Source organism: Carnobacterium sp. (assembly GCF_032094055.1).
Lineage (GTDB): Bacteria > Bacillota > Bacilli > Lactobacillales > Carnobacteriaceae > Carnobacterium_A.
This window is the reverse complement of sequence record NZ_DAMDAK010000094.1, coordinates 7217-9252: the sequence shown is the minus strand read 5'-3', so window position 1 is coordinate 9252 and position 2036 is coordinate 7217. Positions and strand designations below refer to the sequence as shown.

The 2036-nt window shown below is 36.6% G+C and carries 2 protein-coding genes; both read right to left on the bottom strand.

Annotated features, from left to right (window positions below; genetic code table 11):
* Positions 1-1533, bottom strand: a 1533-nt coding sequence (locus tag RT405_RS11795) for a nucleoside-diphosphate sugar epimerase/dehydratase (RefSeq protein WP_313469913.1), incomplete at its 3' end; no start/stop codon positions are given.
* A gap of 131 nt (positions 1534-1664) precedes the next feature.
* On the bottom strand, positions 1665-2036 hold a 372-nt coding region (locus RT405_RS11790), incomplete at its 5' end, for a CpsD/CapB family tyrosine-protein kinase (RefSeq protein WP_313469912.1).

Below are 2036 nucleotides of genomic sequence, written 5' to 3'. Positions count from 1 at the left end.
AATTTTGACGGGTTTTCCCATATCAAGGATAAATACTTCTCCCCCGCTAGCTAAAGCTCCGGCTTGAATCACCAAACGGCTTGCTTCTGGAATAGTCATAAAGTACCGTGTCATTCGAAAATCTGTAATCGTAATTGGACCGCCCTGTTGAATTTGTTCTTTAAATAAAGGAACGACGCTGCCGCGACTGCCTAAGACATTCCCAAAACGAACAGCAGCAAATTTAGTTTTTCCTGGTTCGTTTAAACCAGTGACAATCATTTCTGCTATGCGTTTTGTAGCCCCCATAACATTTGGCGGGTTGACCGCCTTATCGGTCGAAATCATAACAAAGCTTGTTACACCCGCTGCCTTTGCAGCTTCAGCCATATTTTTTGTTCCATAAACATTATTTTTAACCGCTTCTTGAGGGTTATATTCCATCATTGGAACATGTTTGTGAGCAGCTGCGTGGTAGACCCGTTCCGGATGATACTGCTGCATCACTTCAAAAATCCGTTTACGGTCTTGTACATCAGCAATGACGGGAATAATATCAAATCGGCCTTGGTACGATCCTCTTAATTCTCGGTCGATTTGATAAATAGAGTTTTCACCATGGCCTAATAAAATCAAACGTTCTGGAGAAAATTTGGCAATTTGGCGACAAATTTCTGAACCGATCGATCCGCCTGCTCCACTAACTAAAATCGTTTTTCCTGTTAACTCAGCTGAGATTTGCTGCATATTTAATTTAACTTCATCTCGGCCTAGTAAATTCACTACATTGATTTCTCTGAATTGACTAACTGAAAGTTTCCCTTGAAGGACGTCTTCAATGGAAGGCATCAGATTGACCTTTACACCGGCTTGGTTACAAATATCAACGATTTGCTTGTATTTTTTGGGGTTTAAAGAGGGAATAGCAATGGTGATTTGCTGAATTTCGAAGTTTTTAACTAATTCGGGGATTTTTTCAAGAGGACCTAAAACGGGAAAATCATATAATCTTGTTTTTTGTTTAAAGGGGTCGTCGTCTACGATTCCTACAATTTTGACTTCATTAAAGTGCTGTTTTAAACTTCGGATAAAAAGATTTCCACCATCTCCTGCACCAACGATCAACGTTCGTATTTGCTTTTTCGCTATCTTTGCTTTTTGCTTCTTGCATTGATGTTCATGATAGAAACGCCATAGAATACGGCTGCTTTCAATACTAACGGTTGAAAAAATGGTGGTTAATAAAATGAATCGAAAGCTGATTAAAGGAAACCAAAAGAAGGAAGAAACTGCAACTAATAGAAAAGCTAAATTGACACATACTCCAATAAAAACAGCTTCTCTAATTCCCATATAGCGGTTAATATGAGTAAACAGCTTGAAGTATACAGCGAAAAGTAAGTAAAAAAAGATGCTGACTGCTACAGTAGCCACATATAGTTCTTGCGGTAAAGTAATATAAGGATTAAGGAAAATAGAAGCTAAGACAGCCGATAAACAAATAGCCAAACTATCGTAACTGATTAAAACCAATTTTTTTAAATTTCTACTCATTTTGTTCACTCTTCTTTCTATTCGTTACTTTGGAAAGAGAATCTTTTAGAAGGGGTAAAACATAGTTGAAAAACGAGGTTCTATTATGAGGTCTTACTTTTTTGGGGGAATGAAACTTACACATCGTTTAATTAATCTGCTGTTCTATAATAATCATAATTAAAATTTTCGGTGACTTTAATGCGGTTCAATACTACACCAATAACATTGGCATTCACACGCTGCAACAATAATTTAGATTCCATTATTTTATCTTTAGTTGAAGTTTCTTTGCGTATAACAAAAATAGTACCGTTTACTTTACTTGCCATAATTTGTGCATCTGTCACAGCTACAACAGGCGGCAAATCAAAAATAATTAAATCAAAATCATTTTCTAATTCGACCAACAGTTCATCCATGCGAGATGAGGCCAATAATTCGGATGGATTAGGTGGAATAATCCCACTAGTAAGAACAAATAAATTATCTACATCAGTATGGTGAATCATATTGCAAAGTCT